Annotated in this window: 26 protein-coding genes and 1 pseudogene; 18 read left to right on the forward strand and 9 right to left on the reverse strand. The window is 57.4% G+C overall.

The window, feature by feature from the left end; all coding sequences use genetic code 11:
* The first annotated feature begins 149 nt into the window (after nt 1-149).
* From ACTG2J_RS02650 to ACTG2J_RS02675, 6 genes are all read left to right on the forward strand, one after another.
* Nucleotides 150-890 (forward strand): ATP-binding cassette domain-containing protein, encoded by a 741-nt coding sequence (locus tag ACTG2J_RS02650; protein WP_005357971.1) that lies wholly within the window; start codon nt 150-152, stop codon nt 888-890.
* A gap of 24 nt (nt 891-914) precedes the next feature.
* Entirely contained in the window at nt 915-1,652 is a 738-nt protein-coding gene (locus ACTG2J_RS02655) for a transporter substrate-binding domain-containing protein (protein WP_019445594.1), read from the forward strand.
* 3 nt (nt 1,653-1,655) lie between these two features.
* Nucleotides 1,656-2,306, forward strand: coding sequence for an arginine ABC transporter permease ArtQ (artQ, locus tag ACTG2J_RS02660; RefSeq protein ID WP_043826111.1), 651 nt, complete (start codon nt 1,656-1,658; stop codon nt 2,304-2,306).
* Nucleotides 2,307-2,309: 3 nt separating this feature from the next.
* Nucleotides 2,310-2,972, forward strand: a complete 663-nt coding sequence (artM, locus tag ACTG2J_RS02665) for an arginine ABC transporter permease ArtM (protein ID WP_005348902.1) — start codon at nt 2,310-2,312, stop codon at nt 2,970-2,972.
* Nucleotides 2,973-3,193: 221 nt separating this feature from the next.
* Nucleotides 3,194-4,129: a malate dehydrogenase gene (gene mdh / locus ACTG2J_RS02670; protein WP_005340384.1), complete on the forward strand. Its 936-nt coding sequence runs from the start codon at nt 3,194-3,196 to the stop codon at nt 4,127-4,129.
* Between the two features lie 401 nt (nt 4,130-4,530).
* Nucleotides 4,531-5,115 (forward strand): tetratricopeptide repeat protein, encoded by a 585-nt coding sequence (locus tag ACTG2J_RS02675; protein WP_005357982.1) that lies wholly within the window; start codon nt 4,531-4,533, stop codon nt 5,113-5,115.
* Between the two features lie 99 nt (nt 5,116-5,214).
* On the opposite strand, the gene hmpA is transcribed toward ACTG2J_RS02675, so the two are convergent.
* On the reverse strand, nt 5,215-6,408 hold the full coding sequence (hmpA, locus tag ACTG2J_RS02680; RefSeq protein WP_151286212.1) for an NO-inducible flavohemoprotein: 1,194 nt from the start codon (nt 6,406-6,408) through the stop codon (nt 5,215-5,217).
* 110 nt (nt 6,409-6,518) lie between these two features.
* Between hmpA and ACTG2J_RS02685 the strand changes: the two genes are divergently transcribed.
* Nucleotides 6,519-6,989, forward strand: a complete 471-nt coding sequence (locus tag ACTG2J_RS02685; RefSeq protein WP_005340388.1) for an Rrf2 family transcriptional regulator — start codon at nt 6,519-6,521, stop codon at nt 6,987-6,989.
* Nucleotides 6,990-7,029: 40 nt separating this feature from the next.
* Here the strand turns inward: ACTG2J_RS02685 and ACTG2J_RS02690 are convergent, their stop codons facing one another.
* Nucleotides 7,030-8,310, reverse strand: coding sequence for an HlyC/CorC family transporter (locus ACTG2J_RS02690; protein WP_206900538.1), 1,281 nt, complete (start codon nt 8,308-8,310; stop codon nt 7,030-7,032).
* Between the two features lie 42 nt (nt 8,311-8,352).
* On the reverse strand, nt 8,353-9,141 hold the full coding sequence (locus tag ACTG2J_RS02695; RefSeq protein WP_005340390.1) for a cytochrome C assembly family protein: 789 nt from the start codon (nt 9,139-9,141) through the stop codon (nt 8,353-8,355).
* A 202-nt stretch (nt 9,142-9,343) separates the two neighbouring features.
* On the opposite strand from ACTG2J_RS02695, the gene ffh reads away from it, so the two are divergent.
* The 5 genes from ffh (at nt 9,344) to rplS (ending at nt 12,856) form a co-directional block, all read left to right on the forward strand.
* Nucleotides 9,344-10,720: a signal recognition particle protein gene (gene ffh / locus ACTG2J_RS02700; RefSeq protein WP_439997136.1), complete on the forward strand. Its 1,377-nt coding sequence runs from the start codon at nt 9,344-9,346 to the stop codon at nt 10,718-10,720.
* A 177-nt stretch (nt 10,721-10,897) separates the two neighbouring features.
* A complete protein-coding gene (gene rpsP / locus ACTG2J_RS02705) occupies nt 10,898-11,146 on the forward strand; it encodes a 30S ribosomal protein S16 (protein ID WP_005340392.1) in 249 nt (82 codons plus the stop codon).
* A gap of 24 nt (nt 11,147-11,170) precedes the next feature.
* The gene (gene rimM / locus ACTG2J_RS02710) at nt 11,171-11,692 is read left to right on the forward strand and encodes a ribosome maturation factor RimM (RefSeq protein WP_113740096.1); all 522 of its coding nucleotides are present in this window, start codon (nt 11,171-11,173) and stop codon (nt 11,690-11,692) included.
* A 34-nt stretch (nt 11,693-11,726) separates the two neighbouring features.
* Nucleotides 11,727-12,476, forward strand: coding sequence for a tRNA (guanosine(37)-N1)-methyltransferase TrmD (trmD, locus tag ACTG2J_RS02715; protein ID WP_113740097.1), 750 nt, complete (start codon nt 11,727-11,729; stop codon nt 12,474-12,476).
* A 32-nt stretch (nt 12,477-12,508) separates the two neighbouring features.
* Entirely contained in the window at nt 12,509-12,856 is a 348-nt protein-coding gene (gene rplS / locus ACTG2J_RS02720; protein ID WP_005313505.1) for a 50S ribosomal protein L19, read from the forward strand.
* A 108-nt stretch (nt 12,857-12,964) separates the two neighbouring features.
* Here rplS and ACTG2J_RS02725 read toward each other — a convergent pair whose 3' ends face one another.
* Nucleotides 12,965-13,288, reverse strand: a complete 324-nt coding sequence (locus tag ACTG2J_RS02725; RefSeq protein ID WP_005348910.1) for an isoamylase early set domain-containing protein — start codon at nt 13,286-13,288, stop codon at nt 12,965-12,967.
* An 80-nt stretch (nt 13,289-13,368) separates the two neighbouring features.
* A complete protein-coding gene (gene mutH / locus ACTG2J_RS02730; protein WP_042084339.1) occupies nt 13,369-14,043 on the reverse strand; it encodes a DNA mismatch repair endonuclease MutH in 675 nt (224 codons plus the stop codon).
* A gap of 733 nt (nt 14,044-14,776) precedes the next feature.
* On the opposite strand from mutH, the gene rppH reads away from it, so the two are divergent.
* The 6 genes and pseudogenes from rppH (at nt 14,777) to ACTG2J_RS02760 (ending at nt 21,100) form a co-directional block, all read left to right on the forward strand.
* Nucleotides 14,777-15,304 carry an RNA pyrophosphohydrolase gene (gene rppH, locus ACTG2J_RS02735; protein ID WP_005357996.1) on the forward strand — a complete coding sequence of 176 codons (528 nt, stop codon included), beginning with the start codon at nt 14,777-14,779 and terminating at the stop codon, nt 15,302-15,304.
* Nucleotides 15,305-15,318: 14 nt separating this feature from the next.
* The gene (gene ptsP / locus ACTG2J_RS02740; protein ID WP_005348914.1) at nt 15,319-17,598 is read left to right on the forward strand and encodes a phosphoenolpyruvate--protein phosphotransferase; all 2,280 of its coding nucleotides are present in this window, start codon (nt 15,319-15,321) and stop codon (nt 17,596-17,598) included.
* Nucleotides 17,599-17,665: 67 nt separating this feature from the next.
* Nucleotides 17,666-18,490, forward strand: a complete 825-nt coding sequence (lgt, locus tag ACTG2J_RS02745) for a prolipoprotein diacylglyceryl transferase (RefSeq protein ID WP_113740098.1) — start codon at nt 17,666-17,668, stop codon at nt 18,488-18,490.
* Nucleotides 18,490-19,282: pseudogene (thyA, locus tag ACTG2J_RS02750) on the forward strand (thymidylate synthase). Before lgt ends, thyA begins: the two are co-directional and overlap by 1 nt.
* Before the next feature lie 223 nt (nt 19,283-19,505).
* Nucleotides 19,506-20,696 (forward strand): Na+/H+ antiporter NhaA, encoded by a 1,191-nt coding sequence (nhaA, locus tag ACTG2J_RS02755; protein ID WP_005348917.1) that lies wholly within the window; start codon nt 19,506-19,508, stop codon nt 20,694-20,696.
* The gene (locus tag ACTG2J_RS02760) at nt 20,693-21,100 is read left to right on the forward strand and encodes a hypothetical protein (protein WP_019445581.1); all 408 of its coding nucleotides are present in this window, start codon (nt 20,693-20,695) and stop codon (nt 21,098-21,100) included. The genes nhaA and ACTG2J_RS02760 overlap by 4 nt, the downstream gene beginning before the upstream one ends.
* Before the next feature lie 853 nt (nt 21,101-21,953).
* On the opposite strand, the gene ACTG2J_RS02765 is transcribed toward ACTG2J_RS02760, so the two are convergent.
* The 4 genes from ACTG2J_RS02765 to ACTG2J_RS02780 all read right to left on the reverse strand — a co-directional run bounded on the left by ACTG2J_RS02765 (nt 21,954) and on the right by ACTG2J_RS02780 (nt 25,200).
* Nucleotides 21,954-23,564: a hypothetical protein gene (locus tag ACTG2J_RS02765; protein ID WP_439997138.1), complete on the reverse strand. Its 1,611-nt coding sequence runs from the start codon at nt 23,562-23,564 to the stop codon at nt 21,954-21,956.
* Nucleotides 23,561-24,124 (reverse strand): hypothetical protein, encoded by a 564-nt coding sequence (locus ACTG2J_RS02770; protein WP_284488926.1) that lies wholly within the window; start codon nt 24,122-24,124, stop codon nt 23,561-23,563. The genes ACTG2J_RS02765 and ACTG2J_RS02770 overlap by 4 nt, the downstream gene beginning before the upstream one ends.
* The gene (locus tag ACTG2J_RS02775) at nt 24,121-24,621 is read right to left on the reverse strand and encodes a hypothetical protein (RefSeq protein WP_439997139.1); all 501 of its coding nucleotides are present in this window, start codon (nt 24,619-24,621) and stop codon (nt 24,121-24,123) included. The genes ACTG2J_RS02770 and ACTG2J_RS02775 overlap by 4 nt, the downstream gene beginning before the upstream one ends.
* 324 nt (nt 24,622-24,945) lie before the next feature.
* Nucleotides 24,946-25,200, reverse strand: a complete 255-nt coding sequence (locus ACTG2J_RS02780; RefSeq protein WP_439997140.1) for a hypothetical protein — start codon at nt 25,198-25,200, stop codon at nt 24,946-24,948.
* Between the last annotated feature and the right edge of the window lies 1 nt (nt 25,201).

Below are 25,201 nucleotides of genomic sequence, written 5' to 3' on the forward strand. Positions count from 1 at the left end.
TACGAACAGCGGGGCCATTTTGCATTCATATGCCGTTTTTTGCAAGGAAGCGGCGCTTGTTCTGCATATTGATTCAAAAATGGCTTGCATCAACCTTTATTCGGGATAGAATCGGGATGAAATTTTGAAAACTTATTCAATTGGGCTGTATGGGTATTGAATTAATAGGTATCGAGAAGTCCTGGCACAAGGTGCCGGTTCTGCAACAGGTCAGCTTTCGAACATCTCCCGGTGAAACCTTGGTGTTGCTGGGCCCGAGCGGTGCTGGCAAGAGTTCCCTGCTACGGATGATGAACCTGCTTGATACCCCGGATGCGGGTGTTCTGCGGATTGGTGAAAGTGAATTTTCTTTCCCGAACTCCCTCTCTGCTGCCGAATTCAACCGCCAGTCCCAACTGCTGCGTCGCAAGGTGGGCATGGTGTTCCAGCAGTACAATCTCTGGCCACATCTCACTGTGATGGAGAATCTGATTGAAGCGCCGGTCAAGGTGCTTGGCATGAGCAAGGAGGCCGCTATCGAGAAGGGGGCCTATCTGCTGGCCCAGCTGCAACTGGCCGACAAGCGCGATGCCTGGCCGGCACGTCTCTCCGGCGGCCAGCAGCAGCGGGTGGCCATTGCCCGTACCCTGATGATGGACCCGGAAGTGCTGCTGTTTGACGAGCCGACCGCCGCCCTCGATCCCGAGATCACCAAGGAGGTGGCCGAGATCATCCGTAACCTGAGCCAGACCGGCATTACCCAGGTGGTGGTGACCCACGAGGTCGACTTTGCCCGCAAGGTAGCCAGCCAGGTGATTTATCTGGAGAAGGGGCGGATCATCGAATCCGGCACCGCTGCCATTTTCCAATCCCCGCAAACCAGCCGGTTTGCCGAATTCTTGATGCATTGATATTGAATCGATAAGGAAGCTGTCATGAAAAAGAGTCTGTTGTTGGTTGCTGCCATGGGTCTGTTGAGTACCTCCGTCATGGCCAAAGAGATCAAGTTCGCCACCGAAGCCACCTACGCACCGTTCGAATATCTGGATGACAAGAACGAGTTTCAGGGTTTTGACATCGATCTGGCCCGCGCCATCTGCGAGCAGGCCAAGCTGGAGTGCAGCTTCCACAACCAGGCCTTTGACAGCCTGATCCCCAGCCTCAAATTCCGTCGCTACGATGCTGCCATCGCCGCCATGGACGTAACCCCTGAGCGCTCCGCGCAGGTCGATTTCTCTGACATCTACTACGAGAACTCGGCAGTATTCGTCGCCAAGAAAGGGGCCTTCAAGGGGCCGGAAGAGATGGTAGACAAGACTGTCGGCGTGCAGAACGGTACCTCTCACCAGTCCTATCTGGTGGATAACTGGGTGAGCAAGGGCCTGCTGACCGTGCCGTACGCCAGCTACCAGAGCGCCTTCCTCGACATGATGAATGGCCGTACCGACGGTGTCTTTGCCGATACTGCAGTTGCTGCCGATTGGCTGAAGCAGCACAAGGAGTATGCGGTGGTGGGTGCGCCAGTGACCGATGCCAAGTACTTCGGTACCGGCTTTGGCATCGCGGTCGCCAAGGGCAATCAGGAGCTGCTGACCCAGCTGAACAAGGGGCTGGCCGAGATCAAGGCCAACGGCACCTATCAGAAAATCTTCGACAAATACTTCGCGCAGTAAGCCATGTTGAGCCTGTTGTTGGATGCAGCCTGGATGACCCTCGGGCTGGCCTTGGCATCACTGGTCGGGGGCATGGTATTGGCACTGGCGTTCAGTGCCGCCGAGCTCAGCAAGCAGCGTGCGCTGGTGTGGCCGGTGGCCACTCTGACCACGCTGATCCGTGGTCTGCCCGAGTTGCTGGTGGTGCTGTTCATCTACTTCGGCTCGACCCAGGTGCTGTTCCTCATCACTGGCGAGTATGTGGAGTTCAGCCCGTTCGCCTGTGGCGTGCTGGCGCTCTCCCTGCTGTTCGCCAGCTATGCGACCCAGACCCTGCGGGCGGCGCTCAATGCGGTGCCTTCAGGTCAACGGCTGGCGGCGCTGGCGCTGGGTTTGAGCAAGAGCCACATCTTCTTTCGCATCGTGTTGCCGCAGGCGTGGCGTCATGCCTTGCCGGGTCTCGGCAACCAGTGGTTGGTATTGCTGAAAGATACCGCGCTGGTGTCGCTTATCGGGGTCAACGAGATGATGCGTCAGGCCCAGATGGCCTCGGCCAGTACCTATGAGCCGTTCACCTGGTATGCCGCCGCCGCCCTCATCTATCTGGCCATCAGTCTGGTGAGTGAATATGGCCTCGGGCTGGCTGCCCGCTACACCCGCCGCTACGGAGGCTAACTGATGCAAGAGTATCTCGTTACGTTGCTGGGCGGTCTTGTCACCACGCTGGAGCTGACCCTGTTCAGCCTGCTGCTGGGGATTGTGTTGGCAGCCCTGATGACCTGGGTGTTGGAGCTGCGCCTGCCGGTGGCGACCCAGCTGGTGCAACTGTGGGTGCTGCTCTTTACCGGGACGCCGCTGCTCATTCAGATCTTCCTGATTTACTATGGGCCGGGCCAGTTCGAGTGGCTGAAAGCCAGCCCGCTCTGGCCGTTGCTCAAGCAGCCCTGGTTCTGCGCCGTGCTGGCGCTGGGCCTAAACACGGCGGCCTATTCCACCCGGTTGTTCAAGGGGGCGCTCGATGCCATCCCAGCTGGTGAGGTGGAGGCGTGTCGTGCGCTTGGTTTTAATGGCCGCCAGACCTTGTGGATGAAGGTGCGCCACGCCGCCCGTCATCTGGTGCCTGCCTACTCCAACGAGGTGATCCTGGTGCTCAAGGGGAGCTCCCTCGCCAGTACCATCACCATCATGGACATCATGGGGCTGGCGCAGGGGTTGAACGCCCAGACCTACGATACCCTGGCGGTGTTCGGGGTGGCTGGCGGGCTTTATCTGGCGATGAACGGATTGTTAACAATTGGTTTTCGCTGGTGTGAAAAACGGGCGCTGGCATTCCAATCCTGAGACCTTCAAATCTACCTCTTTATGGTAAGGAGAAGTGCAGAAAAACTGTGCTTCTCCTCCAACTTTTTGTATTTCCCTCCAATTTTTGCTCCCGCATGTTTCGTGGCTCACAGAACCCGTGACTGCAACTGTTATCAGATTGTTTTTTATGGGGGGATCCATTAAGGTTGGGCGCACAACAACAAACAACCTTAAACCTACGCTTAAACATGGAGTTGATCATGAAAGTTGCCGTTCTGGGTGCCGCTGGTGGCATCGGTCAAGCCCTCGCTCTGCTGTTGAAAAACCGTCTGCCGGCTGGCTCCGAGCTGAGCCTGTATGACATCGCCCCGGTTACCCCGGGTGTGGCCGTTGACCTCAGTCATATTCCTACCGACGTCGCCATCAAGGGCTTCTGCGGTGAAGATCCGACTCCTGCGCTGGTTGGGGCCGATGTGGTGCTGATCTCCGCCGGTGTGGCACGCAAGCCGGGGATGGATCGCTCCGACCTGTTCAATATCAACGCCGGTATCGTCAAGAATTTGGTCGAGAAGTGCGCGGCCACTTGCCCGAAAGCACTGATCGGCATCATCACCAACCCGGTCAACACCACTGTGGCTATCGCCGCCGAAGTGCTGAAGAAAGCCGGTGTCTATGACAAGCGTCGCCTGTTCGGTGTCACCACTCTGGACGTGATCCGCGCCGAGACCTTCGTGGCCGCTGCCAAAGGGTTGAACATCGACAAGGTACGCGTCAACGTGATCGGTGGTCACAGTGGCGTCACCATTCTGCCGCTGCTCTCCCAGATTGAAGGCGCCTCCTTCACCGCTGAAGAAGTGGCAGCCATGACCAAGCGCATCCAGAATGCCGGTACCGAAGTGGTGGAAGCCAAAGCCGGTGGCGGTTCTGCGACCCTCTCCATGGGTCAGGCGGCTTGCCGTTTTGGTCTCTCCCTTATCAAGGGTCTGCAGGGCGAAGCCAACGTTGTTGAGTGCGCCTACGTGGAAGGCAACGGCGAGCACGCCACCTTCTTCGCGCAGCCGGTACTGCTGGGCAAGAACGGTGTCGAAACCGTACTGGATTACGGCAAGCTGAGCGCGTTCGAGCAGGAAGCGATGGAAGGCATGCTGGCTACCCTGAAAGCCGATATCCAGCTGGGTGTCGATTTCGTCAAGTAAGCGGGTCAACCGTGCCAACAAGGGAGCTTCGGCTCCCTTTTGTATTGATGAGATCCGCCCAGCAGGCTAAGGGGATGGGGCTTGGTGCCGATAACAGAGTGCAGCAGGAGATCCTTATGATGAAACCCCTTACCCTTCTCGTTCTTGTCGGTGCATTCACCGCGCCCCTTTATGGCGCCGAGGCGGTATCGGCTGCCGTATCGAGCGATGCGCCTGCAGCAAGTGCATCGGCACCGACAGCAAGCAGTGCTGCGGTGGCAACGGCCCCTGTCTCTGCCGCTACGGCCACTCCCACTCCCTCTGAGGCTGCCCCCGTCTTGCTTCCGGCTGAGCCGGTCACGCCCGTTGCCAGCAGTGGCGAGGGGGCCGCGCCGCTGCCAAAACCGGCTGAACCTGCTGCTGTGGTTGCTCCTCCCGCACCTCTGGCCGCAGGCGAGTTGCAGGCGGTGCCGCTCTATCGTCAGGACGAGCTGCTCAACTGGATTGAGCAGGGGCGCCACCTCACTCAGGTGAAGCAGGATCGCTGTCAGCTGACTCAGGATATCGAAGCGCGCGCCTCGGTGATGAAGATCCCGGCCTATCAATTCCTCTGGGGGGATATGCTGGCGTGGGGGGTCTGTACCAAGTCCAACGCCGAGCTCGGGGTGCAATATATGTGGGAGGCGGCCAATCAGGGGTTGGCGCCGGCGCTGGAGCAGCTGGGTCGCTACTACTGGAAAGGAACTTTGGTGCAGAAGGATTTGGTGCGAGCCGAGACCCTGATGCGCGAGGCGGCCAGCCTCGGTTTTCTGCGGGCCCGCATCGAGTGGGTCGAGATGCTGTTGCAGGGGATGGGCAGTCCGCTCGATTATGAGGACGCCTATCGCTGGCTCCATGGCTCCGTCATAGGTGACAAGGCGCTGCACCAGAAGGCGGCGACTCTGCTCAACCGTCTTGGCAACCGGATGCCGGCCAACGTGGTGGCCCGCGCCAAGGCGATGCACTGATCCAAAAAAATGACCCACAGGTCTGCACCTGTGGGTCCGGTTCCAGCCGCCGTGCCATGACAGGCCGGAACCTCCCTCTGTTATATGGCTGCCCGCGCCTTAGAGATCTTGATGGGGGCCAAAAACTTCGTAATGGAGCTGCCCCGTTGGTACCCCAGCAGCCAGCAGCTGCCGCTTGATCTCTTGCATGAAGCCGACAGGGCCACAGAAGTAGTAGTGGGCCTGCGGCGTGATGCGCTCCTTCACGGCAGTCAGATCCATGGTGCCGGCCAGGTCGTAATCTTCGCTCTGCACATCACTGGCCTCCGGCTCCCTATACCAGACCCGGCTCAGCAAGTTGGGATGCTGGCGGGATTTTTGCTGAATATCCTCCCGGAAGGCGTGTACAGCGCCCTGTTCGCAGGCGTGCAGCCAGGTGATCTCGGCCTGATGGCCGCTCGCCAGCAGCTGGTTGAGTATGCTCATCATCGGCGTCACGCCGACACCGGCTGAGAGCAGTACCACCGGGGTCTGGCTGTCGGCTGTCAGGTAGAAATCGCCGGTAGGGGGCATCACCTCGATCTTGTCACCCGCCTGCAGGTGATCGTGCAGCAGGTTGGAGACCTGGCCCAGCGGCTCACGCTTGACGCTGATGCGGTAATCCTGCCCGTTGGGGGCATCGGAGAGGGAGTACTGGCGGATCTCCTGATATTCCAGCTCGGGGTGAACCAGCTTGATGCTGAGGTATTGGCCCGGTTTGAAGGTCAGTACCTGCTTGCCATCTTCCGGCGCCAGCAGGAAGGAGGTGATGAGGTCGCTCTCGGCTCGCTTCTCCTTGATGATGAAGGTGCGGGTACCTTGCCAGCCGCCATCCTGATTGGCCTTCTCCTGATAGATCTCCTGCTCGCGGCCGATGAAGATGTCGGCCAGCACGCCATACGCCTTGCCCCATGCCTCCAGCACCTCGTCGGTGACCGCACTTCCGCCCAATTCTTTGAGCGTGGCCAAGAGATGACTACCTACAATGTGATATTGTTCCGGCTGGATCAGGAATCCGGTATGTTTGTGCGCAATCCGCTCGACCGCACCGGCGAGCGCTCCCAGATTGTCGATATTCTTTGCATACGCGGCGACTGCATTGAACAGGGCCAGCGGCTGGCCGCCACTGCGTTGGTGGGCCAGGTTGAAGATATCTTTCAGCTCAGGGTTATGGCTGAACATCCGCTGGTAGAAGTGCTGGGTGAGGGCAGGGCCTGCCGATTCGAGCAGCGGAATGGTGCTTTTGATGACGGCAACGGTGGTTTGATCTAGCATAGGGCCTCGTTCTAATTAAACATATAAAATGTCATTTAATAAGTGGCATCCTAGATGTTTATTTGATTTGAATCAATACTCCACTTTTCGCATCGCGCTAATCAGGTTTTATGAGACTAACCAGTTATACAGATTTTGGATTGAGAGCCCTGCTCTATCTTGCCACCCTGCCGGAAGGGGAGTTGTCGAGCGTTGCCAAGGTATCGGCCCTGTATGGCGTTTCCCGCAACCACATGGTGAAGGTGGTCAATCAGCTGGTGAAGCTGGGCTATCTGCAATCCCAGCGGGGCAAGAATGGTGGTATTCGCATGGCTTGCGATCCCGCCACCATCAATATCGGGCAGGTGATCAGGGCGCTGGAAGGTAATCTGGACGGCATTGACTGCGGCTCGCCCGCTTGCCACATCGTCTCTGTCTGTCTGCTCAAGAGTGCGCTGAAAGAGGCGATGGATGCGTTTCTGGCGGTGATGGACAGCTATACGCTGCAAGACCTGCTGGCCAACCGTGACGAGCTACAGAGGGTGTTTGGCGAGTTGATCCCGACGCTGGTGCTGGAGCCGGATGATGAAGATGAGCAATGACGATGAGCAATAGAAAAGGGCTGCCACTGGCAGCCCTTTTTCAATCTTGCGAATCCGACTCCGCTCGGTACGATGCCGGCATGATCCGCGCCATCTTTACCATGTTGTTCTCCACATCGAGGATTTCGATAGGATAACCGGCCAGCCGGATCCCGATGTTGGGCTGGGGGATCTCCTCCAGATATTCGAGGATCAGGCCGTTGAGGGTACGCGGGCCGTCGATGGGCAGGTGCCAGTTCATCTCCTTGTTCAGCTCACGAATATTGGCTGAGCCTTCGACCAGATAAGAACCATCTGACTGGGGATGGATCTCGTCGCTCGGCGCTGGCGTCATGGAGGTGGTGAAGTCGCCCACGATCTCTTCCAGAATGTCGTCCAGAGTGATTAGACCTTGAATATCGCCGTATTCGTCGACGATAAGGCCAATTCGCTCCTTGTTGCGCTGGAATTTGGCCAGCTGCACGTTGAGCGGCGTTCCTTCCGGAATGAAGTAAATCTCGTCCACTTCCCGCAACAGACTCGATTTGTTGAACAGATCCCTGGCTACCAGCCGCAGGGCATCGCGCGCGTGCAAAAAGCCGACAACGTCGTCGATATTGTCGCGATAGAGGAGGATTTTGGTGTGTGCGCAGTGGGCCAGCTGGCGCTGGATGCTCTTCCAGTCATCGTTGATGTCGATGGCGTAGATATCGCTGCGTGGCACCATGATGTCCTCGACCAGCATCTTGTCGAGATCCAGAATGCTCAGCAGCATCTCCTGATGACGCTGGGGGATCAGGTTACCCGCCTCATTGACGATGGTGCGCAGTTCCTCGGTGTTGAGGGAGTCATCCTTGTTGGGATTGATCTTCAGCATCTTGAGCAGGCCGCTGGTGATGCCGTTGATCAGCCAGACCAGCGGTGAGAGCGGCACCATCAGCCCCTTGAGGATCCAGGAGGCGGGATAGGCGATCTTCTCCGGAAACATGGCGGCCAGGGTCTTGGGGGTCACTTCACCGAATACCAGTACCACCAGGGTCAGCCCGAAGGTGGCGATGGCGACCCCGAGATCACCAAACAGCCGGATACAGACGATGGTGGCGATGGCGGAGGCGAGGATATTGACCAGATTGTTGCCGATCAGGATCAGCCCCAGCAGGCGATCGGGGCGGGCGAGCAGTTGCTCAACGCGACGTGCGGCTTTGTGTTTGGTCTGTGCCAGATGCCGCAGTTTGTAGCGGTTGATGGACATCAGACCGGTTTCGGCACTGGAGAAAAAGGCGGAAAGAAGGATCAAGATAACGAGAACAATCAGTAATGTACTCGTTGAGATGCTGTCCAAAAAGGGCTCCTGTTGGATGGTATGGCTAAAAGAGTATAGGTGTCAGCTCAACAGCACTTCTTTGACGAAGCGGCTGCCAAAGTAGGCAAGAGTCAGGATGAAGCTGCCAATCAGACTGAGCGTGATGACTTTGCGGCCGCGCCAGCCATAGGTGTGATGACCCCACAGCAGCAACACGTAAACACACCATGCCAGGATGGAGAGCACTGCCTTGTGAGACTTGCCCTGGGCGAACATATCTTCGAGGAAGAAGAGGCCGGAGGCGATGGAGAGTGTAAGTAGCAGCACCCCTGCAGAGATCAACTGAAACAGTCGTTTCTCCACCGTCATCAGTGGCGGCATGGCTGGCAGGTTGCTGATTTTTCGAGATTTAAGCTGTTTGTCCAGACAGGCGAGCTGCAGCGCAAACAGACAGGCGATCATCAATACCGAGTAGGCCATCAGGGCGAGGCCGATGTGCAGCAACAGCTGGGGATGGGCCTCCAGATGGGTTATGTAGCGACCCGGGATCAAGGCGCTGGCAGCCAGCAACAGGGCCGAGAAGCTGTAGACCACCGGCAGCAGGATCCAGCCGTTGAAGCGGCGGGTTACGCAAGTCATGAAGCAACTGATAATAAGGCTGACCAGCGAGGCAACGTTGAGCATGCTCAGGTTCTGGCCGTAACTCTGCAATACCTCTGAACCGAGGGCGCTGGCGTGGGCGATCAGGGCCAATCCGATACAGGCAAACAGGGAGCGCTGTCCCACCGGCTTGGCGCTCAGTAACAGATGCAGGGAGGCGATGATGGCCAGCAGATAAAACGCCAGGGCCAGAACAGAGATTACGATCATAACCAGGTCGTTGTTGCACAAGCTTTTGAGGGTAAGAGGGGCAGTATACCTTGCACGAGAAGTGCTCGCCAGTTGTGCAACGGCCGATCTGCCCATATATAGGGAGAAGCTCCCTGCTGCTGCGGTGCGGTGAATAATCGTCCTCGCGCCCGCTCTGGGTTATAATGCCCCCAATTTATTACGCCAAGAACCGGAATCCGTCATGTTTGAGAATTTGACTGAACGACTCTCGCGCACCTTGCGCAATGTCAGTGGCCGTGGTCGCCTGACCGAAGACAATATCAAGGAAACCCTGCGTGAAGTCCGCATGGCGCTGCTCGAGGCGGATGTCGCCCTGCCGGTCGTGCGTGATTTCGTGGCGCGTGTCAAAGAGCGCGCAGTCGGGCAGGAAGTGGCCAAATCCCTGAGCCCGGGCCAGGCATTCATCAAGATTGTGCACGGTGAACTGGTCACCGTAATGGGGGAGGCCAACGAACAGCTCAACCTGGCTGCCCAGCCGCCTGCGATCATCCTGATGGCCGGTCTGCAGGGGGCCGGTAAGACCACCACAGTTGGCAAACTGGCCAAGCTGCTCAAAGAGCGCAGCAAGAAGAAGGTGCTGGTAGTTAGTGCCGACGTCTATCGTCCGGCGGCGATCAAACAGCTTGAAACCTTGGCCAATGACATCGGTGTCGACTTCTTCCCGAGCGATGCCAGCCAGAAGCCGGTCGATATCGCCACCGCCGCCATCGATCAGGCGCGCAAGAAATTCTATGACGTGGTGATCGTCGATACTGCCGGTCGTCTGCACGTAGACAGCGAGATGATGGCCGAGATCCAGGATCTGCATGCCACCATCAAGCCGGTCGAGACCCTGTTCGTGGTGGATGCCATGACCGGTCAGGATGCCGCCAACACCGCCAAGGCGTTCAATGAAGCGCTGCCGCTCACCGGTGTCATCCTTACCAAGGCGGACGGCGATGCCCGTGGTGGTGCCGCCCTGTCGGTGCGTCACATCACCGGCAAGCCGGTCAAGTTTATCGGTATGGGTGAAAAGACCGATGCGCTGGAGCCGTTCCACCCGGATCGTCTCGCCTCCCGTATCCTCGGTATGGGCGATGTGCTCTCTCTGATCGAGGAAGTCGAGCGCAACGTCGATAAAGAGAAAGCGGCCAAGCTGGCCAGCAAGGTCAAGAGTGGCAAGGGTTTCGATCTGGAAGATTTCCGCGAGCAGCTGGCCCAGATGCGCAACATGGGCGGTATGATGGGGATGCTCGACAAGCTGCCCGGCATGTCCGGTCTGCCGGATAACGTGAAAGATCAGATGGATGACAAGCTCACCGTGCGAATGGAGGCGATCATCAGCTCCATGACGCCCAAGGAGCGCGCCCATCCCGATCTTATCAAGGGGTCCCGCAAACGCCGTATCGCCGCAGGTTCCGGCATGCAGGTACAGGATGTGAACAAGCTGCTCAAGCAGTTCACCGAGATGCAGCGCATGATGAAGAAAATGTCCGGTAAAGGCGGCATGCGCAAGATGATCAGCCAGATGAAGAACATGATGCCCCCCGGTTTCGGTGGCGGTCGCGGCCCGTTCTGATCCGGCCTGCGTGTTGATGGGGGTCTGCAGTTGCAGGCCCCTTTTCATTGCCGCTCTGCGCAAAAAATGGCTGGCTTGGTTGCAATTATTACGAATCCAAGTAGAATTACGCGGCTTATTTTAAGCTAGGGTCCGCGTGTTTGCGGGCCTTGTTCATTAGATGTTAATGAGGACGATATGGTAACCATTCGTTTACAACGTGGTGGCGCGAAAAAGCGTCCGTTCTACCAGGTAGTAGTTTCTGACAGCCGTTGCGCCCGTGACGGTCGCTTCATCGAGCGCGTTGGTTTCTTCAACCCGGTTGCTGCTGGTCAAGCTGAAAAGCTGAACCTGGACCTGGCTCGTATCGAGCATTGGGTTGCTACTGGTGCCGCTGTTTCTGACCGCGTTGCCAAGCTGATCAAAGACGCTAAAAAAGCTGCTTAATCAGCCCAACGGTAAGGAGTTAAGGTGGAAAAACCTGTAGTTCTGGGCACCCTGGGTACCGTTTATGGCATCAAGGGCTGGCTTAAAGTGAACTCCTTCACCGATGTTGCCGAAGCGATTTTCGATTACAACCCCTGGCTGATTAGTCAGAACGGGGCGTGGCGTGAAATCCGGGTTTCATCCTGGAAACGTCACAACAAGGGTCTGATCTGCAAACTCGATGGTATCGATGTGCGCGAAGATGCCCTGGCATTGACCAATGTCGAGATTGGCGTACCCGCCGATCTGTTGCCTGCGTTGCCTGAAGGTGAGTTCTACTGGCGTGACCTGATTGGTTGCTCCGTGGTGACCACCAAGGGATACGACCTGGGCAAGGTGACCGAATTGATGGAAACCGGCTCCAACGATGTGTTGGTGGTTGAGGCCAATGTAAAAGATGCCTTTGGTGCAAAGGAGCGGTTGATTCCGTTCTTGGAAGAGCAGGTGATCAAGAATATTGATCTGACTGCTCGAACAATCGAAGTTGATTGGGATCCTGGTTTCTAGTTTCCCGCGCTAACACGGGTGCCGGAGGTTTCTTATGTGGATTGGGGTTATTAGCCTCTTCCCTGAAATGTTCCGAGCCATTACCGAGCACGGGGTAACGGGTCGGGCCGTCAAGAGTGGCCTGCTGCAGATTGAGTGCTGGAACCCCCGGGAGTTTACCCACGATAAACACCGTACGGTCGATGATCGTCCTTATGGTGGTGGGCCCGGCATGTTAATGATGGTTCAGCCGCTGCGTGACGCGATTCATGCAGCCAAGCAAGCGGCGGGAGACGGGGCGAAAGTCATCTATCTCTCTCCTCAGGGACGCAAGCTGACTCAAGCGGGCGTAACCGAGTTGGCGACGAATCAGAAACTGATTCTGGTAGCCGGTCGATACGAAGGTATCGATGAACGCGTGATACAAACCGAAGTCGACGAAGAGTGGTCTATCGGGGATTACGTGTTAAGTGGTGGCGAGTTGCCTGCCATGACCCTGATCGATGCGGTTTCGCGTCTGGTCCCGGGGGTTTTGGGTGATCAGGCCAGTGCCGAGCAAGACTCCTTCACGGATGGCTTGCTGGATCATCCCCACTACACTCGGCCGGAGGTGTTGGATGGATTGGTGGTGCCCGAGGCGCTGACAAGCGGCAATCACGAAGTGATTCGACGCTGGCGTCTCAAGCAGTCGCTCGGACGAACCTGGCAAAGAAGGCCGGAACTTATTAACAACCTAGCTCTGACTGACGAGCAAGAATCACTTCTTGCCGAGTATGTCCGCGAAGTGCGTGACAGCGTTAAGTAGAGTTTTCAGTTTATCCTAGGTAAGGAAAGACAATGAGCAAGATTATTCAGCAGCTTGAACAAGAGCAACTGCGTACCGACATCCCGGCTTTTGCCCAGGGCGACACTGTACGTGTTCAAGTTCGTGTTAAAGAAGGTGGTAAAGAGCGTCTGCAGGCTTTCGAAGGCATCGTTATTGCCAAGCGTAACCGCGGTCTGCACTCTGCTTTCACCGTTCGCAAGATCTCCAACGGCGAAGGTGTTGAGCGTGTATTCCAGACTCACTCTCCGCTGATCCACAGTGTAGAACTGAAGCGTCGTGGTGATGTTCGCCGCGCCAAACTGTACTACCTGCGCAACCTGTCCGGCAAAGCTGCTCGTATCAAAGAGAAGCTCAACTAATTCGATTCGAATTGGTGTCGGTATGTCGGCAAATAGCTCGACAGGTAGTGAAAAGGCTCGCCAATGGCGAGCCTTTTTTGTATCCGTCTATTGGCTATCTGGGAGCCGTTACTGGATGACCCGAACTACCGAGTTGTCTCGCCCGAAGGGGCCTGGCACATAGTCATCCGCTGCCCAGTCATTCTCGTAGAGGGTTTCCCCTGCCGGGGTGATGAGCTGGTAGCAATATTCGAAGTAACCCGGGCCGTCGGTCGGCAGATTGAGGGTGGCTTTGAACTCGCCGCTCTTCATGCGCTTCAGCTCGACCGGTTGCCACTGGGTGAACTCGCCGATCAGCATCACCTGTTCCGCCCCTGCTGCTGCCTCTTTCTCTACGGCAAAGGTCACCTTGACCTCGGGCTTGGACTTTAAAAACTGTTTGATCAGTGGCATGACGCCTCCTTGTCTGTGAGTTAAAAATGGCTCCTGTCTATTTTTATACCACCATATGACAAAGATGTTGATAAGGCAGATCAAGTCGGCAAGGCAAAATAGCGTTGCAGCAAACTGTGGGTAAAGTCGATCTTGAGATAGAAGCCGCGGGGCAGGGTCATGATGGGTTGACCATCGCGGCCGATGGCGCGAGTCAGCGCCTTGTTGTTGGCCGCCTTGGGCCGCAGTTGCATCACCTGGCCGTGGCGTGCGCTGATCTGCTCCACTTCTCCCAGCACTATCATGTCCATTAGCTCCTCCCAGTCCTGACGCAGTAGCCGATCTTCCTCTTCATTCGGGCTCCACATCAGCGGCATGCCGACTCGCCGCTCGCCAACCGGGATCTCCCGACTGCCTTCCACCGGGATCCAGAGCACCCGGGAGAGCTTGTTGCGTACGTTGGACTCCTCCCAGCGCTGGCCGCTGACGCCGATCAGCGGGGCGACGCAGACGAAGGTGGTCTCCAGCGGTTTGCCTTGAGGATCCACGGGGATCGTCTTGAGTTCGATCCCCAGCTCCGGGAAGTCCTGCTCCGGCTTGCTCCCTGCGCTGGCTCCCAGTTGCAGCTCGATCAACTGACCGACCCACCCCTTGTCACGGCGCAGGTCTTTGGGCACCGCAACACCAGCCTCGGCGGCCAGCTGCGCCAGCGTGAAGCCGGCCATGGCATAGGCGCGGCTCAATAACTCCTGCTCGGATTGGGGATTGCTTGGCATAGTTGGCTCCATCTTGCTCGCCATATTCTAACAGGGGAGGATCCCGAGAAGGATCGCTGTTTTTATAACCGATCCTGAGTGGATAAGATCAAATGCAGAGAATTTGGGGGCTATCAGTTCATCATTATGATTTTAAAGGATTTTGTCTGTTTTATCGAGCAGTAAGCCAGGTCTGGTTTGACCTCGAAATAGTTGTCCAAGGGTTTGTGCATGATGTTACACACAGTTATCCACAGAAATCTTGGATAAGTGGATGAAAGTGATTGGAGTCGCTGATATGTTACAAAAAATTGTGAATGCCACCCCATTTTTACAGGGTAAACGGGGTAGATATTGTGCCACTCCTGTGGATAATTTCGCCGCGGTGGATCTTTGAGCAGTTGAACTTGTTCACAATCCGGATCATGGATCTGACTCTTGGGGGAACATGGACCTAGATCCAGTTGCCTTATCTCAAGTTTATAAAAAATAATGATTTTTTATATTTTATGTCGCGTGGTGATACGGAGGGGCACTTTTCGCGTACAGTTAAAAAGTACTGTATATACCCGTTTGCTAACAGCTTTATGCACAGCCTGGGTGGGCAACTTGGGGGCGCGGATCCTTGGATTTGTTTATAAGTATGTTTGAAATCGAAAGTTATTCATGAAACAGGGGATTCACTCCTTGTTTGCTGCCACGGAGTGAATGTGGAACAATCTCCTTATAGATTCAGCCTTTATAAGGTGATCACGTGATTGATGGCGACGGATTTCGTCCCAATGTCGGTATCGTGATCTGTAACCGTGAAGGACAAGTGTTGTGGGCTAAACGCTATGGGCAGCACTCCTGGCAGTTTCCGCAGGGGGGGGTTGATGATGGTGAAACGCCAGAGCAGGCCATGTATCGAGAGCTGTATGAGGAGATTGGCCTCAAGCCCGAAGATGTGACCATCATGGCCACCAGTCGTAACTGGCTAAAGTACCGTTTACCCAAACGTCTTGTCCGCTGGGACAGTTCACCGGTCTGTATTGGCCAAAAACAAAAATGGTTCCTGTTACAGCTGAATTCGGGCAAGGAGTCGCGGATCCAGTTCGGTTGTCATGGCCATCCCGAATTTGACGACTGGCGCTGGGTCAGCTTCTGGTATCCGGTGCGTCAGGTCGTCTCGTTCAAGCGGGAGGTTTACCGCCGGGTCATGAAAGAGTTTGCCCCGCTGGCGATGCCAGTGCCGGTAGTGCAGGTCAACAAGAAGGATGGGCGGCGCAACCGCGCCCGTTAAGGAGCACAGATTAGTTGTTAACGGAACTGAGACGTATCGTCGAGAGCATGGCCGAGGCCAATACCCTCGAGCAGGCCTTGCAGGCATTGGTGAGCCAGACCCGGCACGCCATGGCAGTGGACTGCTGCTCCGTCTATGTCTCGGAACCCGAGGTGCGCCGCTATCGCTTGGCGGCTACCGACGGCTTGGCCCCGTCCGCAGTCGGCAAGGTGACTCTGCCTTACGAGCAAGGCATCGTCGGTCTGGTGGGTCAGCGGGAAGAGTTGATCAACCTGGCTGATGCCCCCGCGCACCCCAGTTTCAAATTCCTGCCCGATGTTGCCGAAGAGGCGTTCCGCTCCTTCCTCGGCGCTCCCATCATGCATCAGCGTCAGGTAGTCGGCATTCTGGTGGTGCAGCAGAAGGAGAGCCGCCGCTTCGATGAGGGGGAAGAGTCCTTCATGGTCACCCTGGCGGCCCAGCTGGCGGCGCGGATCGCCCAGGCGCAAGCCAAGGGGTGGTTGCAGAAGACCGACTGGAGCAAGCCGCTGCGTGGTATTGCCGGTGCCAGCGGCATCGCCATGGCCAAGGCCTGGGTGTGGCGGCCCCGTAAGGCGCTCTCGTCCATTACCCCGCGCAAGGATGAAGACCATGCCAGCCAGCTGGCGCGGCTGGAGCTGGCGGTTGAGGAGGTGCGCCACGATCTGGAGAGTCTGGCGCTGCGTTTTCGCGAGAGCTACAGCCAGGATTCGGTGGCGATCTTCGATATCTATCTCCATCTGCTCAGCGATCCCGGCTACATCAAGCCCATTCGCAACAAGGTGAGCAAGGAGCACTGGACTGCGGTCTCTGCGGTCAAGCTGATTAGCGATCGCTTGATCGAGCAGTTCAAGGGGATGAAGGATCCCTACCTGCAGGAGCGCTCCACCGACGTGAAGGATATTGCCCAGCGGCTGATCAGCCGACTGGTGCAGAATGAACCGGAACATATCTCCATCGGCGAGCCGGTGGTGCTGGTTGCCGACGAGGTGACAGCCACCATTCTGGCGGAAGTGCCCCGCGAGTATCTGACCGGGGTGGTCTCGCTCAAGGGGGGAACCAACTCCCATGCGGCCATTCTGGCCCGCGCCATGGGGGTGGCCGCCATCATGGGGGTCGATCTGCCCCTTGGTGACATAGGCGGTCGCATGCTGGTCGTCGATGGCTACAGCGGCGATCTCTTCATCGAGCCCAATCAGGTGATCCTGACCGAGTATCGTCAGCTGCTGAGCGAAGAGCGGGCGCTCGATACCCTGGTGCGCAGCGTCGACAACCTGCCATCCGAGACGGCCGACGGCACCAAGGTCTCCCTGTTGCTCAACGCCGGTCTCAGCGCCGATACCGAGATCTCCCTCAACCAGCTGGCGGACGGGGTCGGGCTCTATCGCACCGAGATCCCCTTCATGCTGCAGGAGAGCTTCCCCTCCGAGTGGGAGCAGACTGCCCGCTATCGCGGCATTCTGGAGACCTACCGCAACCGACCGGTCTGCATGCGGACGCTGGATGTGGGCGGCGACAAGCCGTTACCCTATTTCCCCATCGTCGAGGAAAACCCCTTCCTTGGCTGGCGGGGGATCCGGATCACCCTGGATCACCCCGAACTGTTTCTGGTGCAGCTCAAAGCGATGCTGAGGGCTAGTGAAGGGCTGGACAATCTGGCCATCATGCTGCCGATGATCAGCAGCGTCAGCGAAATCAAAGCCTCCCGTCGTCTGCTGGATCAGGCGTGGCGAGAGGTGTCGGAAGAGGCGGCGAGCCGCGATGCAGTGATCCGCTACCCCAGCCTAGGGGTGATGATCGAGGTGCCCTCAGCCCTCTTTATCTTGCCGGAGATGGCGCCGCTCATCGACTTCTGGTCTGTGGGCAGTAACGACCTTACCCAGTACCTGCTGGCGGTGGATCGCAACAACTCCCGCGTTGCCAACATCTACGATGCCTTCCATCCTGCGGTGATCCGCGCCCTGCAACAGCTGGTTGATGCTTCCCATCGCTACCAGAAGCCGGTGTCGGTGTGTGGCGAGCTGGCCGGTGATCCGGTCGGTGTATTGCTGCTGCTGGCCATGGGTTATCGCCGCTTCAGTATGAATACCCACAACATCGCCCGGATCAAGTACGTGCTGCGTCAATCCACCCTGAGCGAGTTGACCGAACTGATGGCCGATGGCCTCAAACATGACAACCCCCACGTACTGCGCGGCCTGTTTGCCCGCTATCTGGAGGAGCATGGTTTGGGCGGTTTGCTGCGAGCCGGTCATAAATCGAAACAGAGTGATTGATAATCATGCCTTGTCCCTGCTGACGAATGATCGGAAAATGCGGCTTTTATTTTGACTGGGGCCGCATATGCAGCACGATGGATATTGGGTTTTCTCGCAGATTGATCCCGTAGCATTCAGTTTGGGACCACTATCGGTACGCTGGTATGGTCTCATGTACCTGTTCGGTTTTGCGTTTGCCATGTGGCTTGCCGGCCGTCGCGCCGATACACCGAATAGCGGCTGGACCCGCAACGAGGTGTCGGATCTGCTGTTCTACGGTTTCCTCGGGGTGATCCTCGGTGGCCGTGTCGGTTACGTGCTGTTCTACAACTTCGATCTCTTCCTCGCGGATCCCACCTATCTGTTCAAGATCTGGACCGGCGGTATGTCGTTCCACGGTGGTCTGATCGGGGTGATCACCGCGATGATCTGGTTTGCCCACAAGACCAAGCGCCACTTCTTCACCGTGGCCGACTTTGTGGCACCGCTCATTCCGTTTGGTCTCGGCGTTGGCCGGATCGGCAACTTCCTCAACGGCGAGCTGTGGGGCCGGGTCACCGATGTGCCCTGGGCCATCATCTTCCCGGAGGCGGGCCCCGAGCCGCGTCATCCCTCCCAGCTCTACCAGTTCGCACTGGAAGGGGTGGTGCTGTTCATCATCCTCAACCTGTTCTGGCGCAAGAATCCGCCCCGTGGTGCCATCTCCGGCATGTTCCTGCTGTTCTACGGCCTGTTCCGCTTCCTGGTGGAGTTTGTGCGCCAGCCGGACAGCCAGCTCGGTCTCTACTTCCAGGAAATTAGCATGGGCCAGATCCTCTCCACCCCGATGATTATCGCCGGTGCCCTGATGATTTGGGTTGCCTACAAGCGTCCGCAGTTGTTCGGTAATGCCGTGAAGGAGGTGAAATAATGCGAGCTTATCTCGACCTGATGCAGAAAATCCTCGATGAGGGCACCGTCAAGTCAGACCGTACCGGCACCGGTACTGTCTCCCTGTTCGGCCATCAGATGCGCTTCAATCTGGCGGAAGGTTTCCCGCTGGTGACCACCAAGAAGTGCCACCTGCGCTCCATCATTCACGAGCTGCTCTGGTTCCTCAATGGCGATACCAATACCGCCTATCTGAAGGAAAATGGCGTCAGCATCTGGGATGAGTGGGCCGACGAGAATGGCGATCTGGGGCCGGTTTACGGCGCGCAGTGGCGCTCCTGGTCTGCGGCCGACGGCTCTGTCATCGACCAGATCCAGAAGGCGGTGGATGACATCAAGCACAACCCGGATTCGCGCCGTATCATCGTATCCGCCTGGAACGTGGGCGAGCTGGACAAGATGGCGCTGGCTCCCTGCCACGCCTTCTTCCAGTTATGTGGCGGACGGTAAGCTCTCCTGCCAGCTTTACCAGCGCAGCTGTGATGTGTTCCTCGGCCTGCCGTTCAACATCGCCAGCTATGCCCTGCTGACCCACATGATGGCCCAGCAGTGCGATCTGGAAGTGGGTGACTTCGTCTGGACCGGTGGTGATGTGCACCTCTACTCCAACCACATGGAGCAGACTGCGCTGCAGCTATCCCGCGAGCCGCGCCCGCTGCCGACCCTGATGATCAAGCGCAAACCTGACTCCATCTTCGATTACAAGTTCGAGGATTTCGAGATCGAGGGTTATGACCCCCATCCCGGCATCAAGGCGCCCGTCGCCATCTGATAGCAAGGCGCCTCAGGGCGCCTTTTTTATGCAGTTAAATAATTGAAAATTCATTTTATTGATTAATAAGACGGTAGCCAGAGACGAGGAAAAACCTGCTTATAGCAGGTATGTTCTATTTTGCCTTCGGTTTTTTCGTTGTATTGAGCAGCAAGAAACGATTTTCCATTGGTTGTTGCAGGAGATAGACTCAAACCAAAGCAATACGGTGGAAAATTTAACCATGAGTGACGTAATCAAAAAGTTCCTGAAGCTGGAGGCCGCCTCCGGAATTATTCTGATCATGGCTGCCATGCTGGCAATGATTTTAGCCAATACCGCGCTGGCTGGCGGGTATCAGGCGTTTCTCGACACGCCGGTGCAGGTGCGCATTGCGGCCCTCGACATCAACAAGCCGCTGCTGCTCTGGATCAACGATGGCTTTATGGCGATCTTCTTCCTGCTGGTTGGCTTGGAAGTGAAACGAGAGATGCTGGAAGGGGCGCTCTCGACCCGGGTTCAGGCGACCTTCCCTGCTATTGCGGCGGTGGGCGGCATGCTGGCTCCGGCCTTGATCTACGCCTTTTTCAACTATTCGGATGAAGTGGCGCGTGCTGGCTGGGCGATCCCGGCTGCGACCGACATCGCCTTTGCCCTCGGGGTGATGGCGCTGCTTGGCAAGCGGGTTCCGGTGAGCCTCAAGGTATTCCTGTTGGCACTGGCCATCATGGATGACCTCGGTGTCATCATCATCATCGCGCTCTTCTATACCCAGCAACTGTCGCTGGAGGCGCTGGCCATCGGTATTCTGGCAACCCTCACCCTGCTTTGGATGAATCGTCGTGGTGAGGACAGGATCAGCCTTTACATGCTGGTTGGTCTGGTGCTCTGGGTTGCGGTGCTCAAGTCTGGTGTCCATGCGACGTTGGCCGGTGTGGTGGTGGGCTTTATGGTTCCGCTTAACGGCAAGCGTTACGCCTCGCCACTCAAGTATCTGGAGCATCAACTGCACCCCTGGAGTGCCTATCTGATCCTACCTCTGTTTGCCTTTGCCAACGCAGGGGTATCGCTGGAAGGGATTGGTCTCTCCTCCCTGCTGAGTCCGGTACCCATGGGGATCATGCTGGGGCTGTTTATCGGCAAGCCGCTCGGGGTGTTCACCATCAGCTGGCTGTCGGTCAAGCTGGGCATCGCCCAGTTGCCGCCCGGGGTCAACTTCAAGCAGATTTTTGCGGTCAGCATCCTCTGTGGCATCGGGTTCACCATGTCGATGTTTATCGCGTCGCTCGCCTTCGAGCACGGTGGGCTGGATTACGGCAGCTACTCTCGCCTCGGGATCCTGGTGGGCTCCACCATGGCGGCGGTAGTCGGCTATCTGGCCTTGCGCATGGCCCTTCCCAAGGGAGAAGGGGAACAGAGTACGGAGGGACTATGAAGCTGCATACAGGGTTGTTGATGCTGTTGTTGAGCCCCGCGGCCTGGGCCGGCGGGCTGGAGGATTGCAAGCAGGACGCCGCTTCGGCGAACTGCTCTGCCTATCTGAACGGAGTGGTAGACAGTGCCCTGCTGCTGGGGGACAAGCAGGCCAAGGCGCGCTTTGGCGAGACCTTCTCCGAGCGGGCGCTAAGCAGCCGGGCTGGCGAGATGGTCAAGCGCTCCAACAAGCGTTATTGCGCTGACCGGATGCCGGACAAGGCACGCCTCAAGGCCAGTCTGATGGAGCAGTTTGGCGCGAACAAGGTTGACTCGGTTAGCGACATGTATGACATTCTGGCGGTTGAACTCAGCTGCTACCGGAGTCCGCGTCAAGCGGGAACCCCATCGGATGTCACACCTTAACTACAACCATCTCTAGTGTTTAATTGATTTATTGTTTTTTAAATTCAATGACTTGTGGTTGTTATTTCAGTTTGTGGCGGCAAAATGGCGGCGGGGTTTTGGCTTTGCCGCCACTTTGTTCCTCGCTCGATATCTGCCGACCACCCTCCCGGCGTCTGGGAAATAGGCTTACCTTCTCCCCCTTGATGGCGACTGCGATTCTGGTGATCGGTTTCCTTCAGTGTTCGCCCGTCCTCGCGTGACCGGACACAAACAATAAAAAACCTCTTTTCCGTGGCGCACTTGCCACAGCTCCCTCCCTGCTCAGTGCCGTTTCAAAATTTCAGTTTCCATAATCCCTCAATATGAGCCCAACTAACTGAAACAAAAGAGATTTAGCAATGAATGCCGCGCGCAACGAGATCCCCCGAGATCGTCCCAATCCCCACGGAAAACACGCACACCACAGCAAAATCAACAACTTACATTTTTTCGCCTGCTGAAATCCGGTGGCGATAACTGCAAAACAGTGAAAAAAAGATCCTTCTTTGCAGATCCTCAGCGCACCCCAGATCCTTTGTCTGGCGCGGCCTGGGCATATGGTTTTGCGGTAATCCACTTTTGCAAAAAATTTATTTGATGAGCCGCGCAGGCGGGAGCGGAAGAGCGCGGATTCCGTGACGCAGACGCCGCCGTGGGCTTCTCCGCCACGCGCTGTCGGCTGTGCGCGGCCCTGTGCTTCACGTATGCTGTGCGCCTGCCTGATGGTGCCCCTAACATGCGGCGCCCTTCCCTGGCCATGCTCAGGCGCTGTCAGGCAGATAGAAGAAGGCCCCGCAGATGCGGGGCCTTCTTTGCTTGGTTGCTGGGTTGGTTACTCGATGATGGGGGCGAGGGTGCCGGCCAGTTGCCCAGCCTGCTGGCTCTGGCCTGTGAATGTCTCGGCATTGGTTGGCCCTGGCCCGCCGTGGTTGTGGCTCGCGGCAGTGGCGGCCAACTGCTCCACTACTGTCATCAGTTGGTTTAGCAGCCGGAAGATGTTGGTTCCCTCGGTGCCCATCCACGACTTTGGCGCTTCGAAGTGCTGGAGCTCACCGGCCAGTGCCCGGCGAACCAGCGCGATATCCTCCTCCAGATTGCCGCCTGTGGTGGTGCTCATGTCGCCAGCGCTGCCCAGGATCATATCCTCGGCTGTCAGCAGCTCGATATCCCCGAGCGCCTCAATGCGCTTCATGGCCCCAATATCTTCCACGCTGTTGGCCAAGACAGTCAGCTGGTGCTGGCCGAACTCGCCCTGGTACTCGTCTGCCTCGCGGATCATCCGCAGTGCCTTGTCGTGCTGGCTGCGGTCAGTGTGGCGGGTTTGGTTGCCCACGGTATCGGTGCGGCTGAACACCTCGGCCCGTTGCTGTTGCAGCTGCTCGCCCGGCTCAATATCCGGCAGCGCCCAGCCAGTGCCCAGGATAGTACGGATAAATGGGCGATCGGCGCGACCGAAGGCGAACCCCAGCTCGACCAGCGTCCCCTCGACAGGGAACTGCAGCAGCCCCTGCTCAGGCCCGCCGAACATCACAGGCAGCGGCACGGCGCGATAGAGCGGCGTCTGTTCATCCGGCTTGCCATCCTCGCCCAACAGTTGCACATCCACCGCATAGCGCGGGCGAAATGGATCATTGAGCTGGCCAGCGGCCGCCCTGTCGCTGATTGTCTCGACCCGGCCGAACTTTGGCAGGTGCATCTGGTCGGCCAGCTCGGGGAACTCCCCCTCCATCTTGCGGCGCTCTGGCGACTTAACCGGTTTATCCGGGGTAGCGGTGGTGAGCGTCATCTCATCACCCTTGAGGCGCACCCTCACCACCCGCTGACCGTTGACGATGGCCCCCGGGCGCATGGCCGGGATCGGTGCTGTGGTGATGGTGTTGCCAGCCTGACGGGCAGAGAAGGCCGGATCAAGCTCGACCGGCCGACCCGCCCAACGGCTATGGGCATGACTGCCCACGAAGATGGCGCCATCCGGCTGTTGATGCCAGATGAAATCCGGTACCGAGAATGCGCGGCCCGCGTTGTTCAGCAACTGATAACCGGTGCCCGCGCTGGTGAAGTTGGGGATCTGGGTGTCGGTGTAGTCCACCCCATCAGGCAGCAGGAAGGTTAGGCTGGTTTGTTCAGACAACCACGCCAGCACACTGCGCAAGGTGGGGTGCTGGATGCTGATAGGGAACCGGCTACCCAATACCCCCGCCAGTTCACGACACATCAGCTTGCTGGCCCCGTTGGCGGCTGGTTGCACATCATAGACATAGCCGGTGAACCAGCGGCGCAGCTGGCTGTTATAGCCAATGTCCACGGTCATCACCTGCCCCTTGCACGCGGCCCCGTCAATGGTCATCGAGGCGCGGCCACCGGCTGACAAGTCCAGCACAATGTCATGGTCTACCAGGTGACGCTGCTCGCCACCTACCGTCATATTGGTCGCAAGTTTCACGCCATTACATCTCCCAGCTTGTCATCCAGCCCCTTGACCATCCTTTCCCAGGAGCTCAACTGCTCTTGCTCTGTAGTGGCGGCGGCTGGGCTGGCTGTATTGGCTGTCGATGCGTTCTCGGCTCCCTGGCCGACAGTCACTTTTGGCTTGGGCTGGCGCTGCTCGCGCTTCTCCGGTACCGAGTTATGTTCGCGCAAGGTGAATTGCACCTGCCACGCCAGCAGCCCCTCCTGTTCGCTGGCAGTGATGCGCCCCGCGAACTTGGCCTGGCGCACCTTCACGCCTTTGGCCAGCAGCGAACCGACCCGATAGATATGGCGCTGGCCGCCGTCTTGCTTGGCGGCGGCCAGTTCAAACAGCCTGTTCAGGGTCTGCTCATCGTTGAACGGCACCAAACCAGATACATCGAGCTCCTTGGCCTTCTCCCCCTGCTCCGAGCTGCTGGTCGAGCTGGTTTGGCCGCTGTTGTCCTTGTCCTGAAACTGCATCGATGCCGAGATCCGCATCGACTTCATCACAATGGGCTCACCGTCCAGGGTGAGCATTGCTGTTCGGCTCATTTGGTTAACTCCTGCCAGTAGGTGAGCGGCTCTGGTGAGAGCAGCAGGGCGCCAACGGCATGGCTGTGGTCAGGGTGATCGCTCCCCTGCAACTGGGCGGCAAGGCTCGCCGGATCGCCATAGCCGTGCCAGCTCCACATCTTGCCAGCCAAACTCGGCTTAGCGGCCAGCTCGGCGTCCAGTTCTGCGATGCGGGCGGTGCGCTTGCTGGTCAGCGCGGCCAGCTTGGCGCGGGTGGCCTCCGGTGATGGCGAATTGTCCTCACTCTGCTGCAAGGCGGCTCGAGCGGCAGAGACCAGCAAGTTACGGCGCAGCGGATCCCAGATCAGCGGGTCGCCCGCCTTCCAGCGCGGCACCATGGCCGCCGCTGGTTGTGCCATCAGGTCGTTCTCGGCGGTGAGGCGGCGCAGGGTGGCGCACCACTCAGGCAGCGGCAGCACTGCGCATACCTCGGCCAACTTGGCAGCCAGTTCCTGTTCACTATTCGCTGTTACCATCCATGCTACGGCATGAAGTTGGCCAGCAGGAAGATGGGGATCTGCCCCGTCATGTAGTTTGGCAGCCATTGATTTGATGGCTATTGTTGCTGCTATTGTGTGCTGGCCTATGCCATTTTTATATGCAATGACAGTGATAAAACTGCTAGCGACGGCTAATGTATCCAATTCTTTCCGCTGAGCCATTAAATCAACACCTTCAATTTTTAAATTACCACCAAAGCGCATCAGCTCGGTCCTTCAACTTGACTTGCTTCATTCCTGTTAATACAGACAAATCCCCAAGAACAGCTCTACCATTGCCAACATTTGAACAGCTTGCCACTAAACATCTACAGACCTATCGTCTTTTATCAATGCATATGCTTGCTCCCATATATTCCCAGAAACATCAATCACCGCAGTAACCTCATACTCCCACAAGAATCCATAACCATTAACAAAATGTTCTCGACTCTCGAACCCTCTAAATAGAAAACTACTTGCCACTCCGTGATTACTCACCTCAACTGAGTTAAGCCTAATATAAAGCTCAAGCTCTCTACCCACTATGTCATTCACAATTTTTTTAATCGCCATA

Origin of the sequence: Aeromonas sp. 6P, assembly GCF_051919525.1 — a bacterium.
In the GTDB taxonomy this organism is placed as follows: Bacteria; Pseudomonadota; Gammaproteobacteria; order Enterobacterales; family Aeromonadaceae; genus Aeromonas; species Aeromonas veronii.